Raw genomic sequence first — 207 nt, 5'->3', positions numbered from 1 at the left:
GATCTCAAGGCTGCTTCCTTTGTCCCCTGGATCCGGCGCCATGCCGCCAAGCTTGGCCTCTCGCACACCATATCTCATACGAGTTCCATGCGGATCGAACTTGAGGTTGCTGGGCCGGAGGAGCTGATCGACATGATGGAGATGGGATGCTCTCTCGGGCCCATCGACGTATGGGTCGAGAGGATAGATCGCGCGGCGATCAGCGGC

Annotated in this window: 1 protein-coding gene; it reads left to right on the top strand. The window is 59.9% G+C overall.

Annotation, left to right across the window (positions count from 1 at the left end):
• The coding region (locus AF337_RS44890) for an acylphosphatase (protein WP_049730831.1) at nt 1-207 on the top strand (207 nt) is incomplete at both ends.

Source organism: Rhizobium ecuadorense (genome assembly GCF_001187535.1).
In the GTDB taxonomy this organism is placed as follows: Bacteria; Pseudomonadota; Alphaproteobacteria; order Rhizobiales; family Rhizobiaceae; genus Rhizobium; species Rhizobium ecuadorense.
The sequence above is the reverse complement of the archived record's forward strand: the minus strand, read 5'-3'. Positions and strand labels throughout refer to the sequence as shown.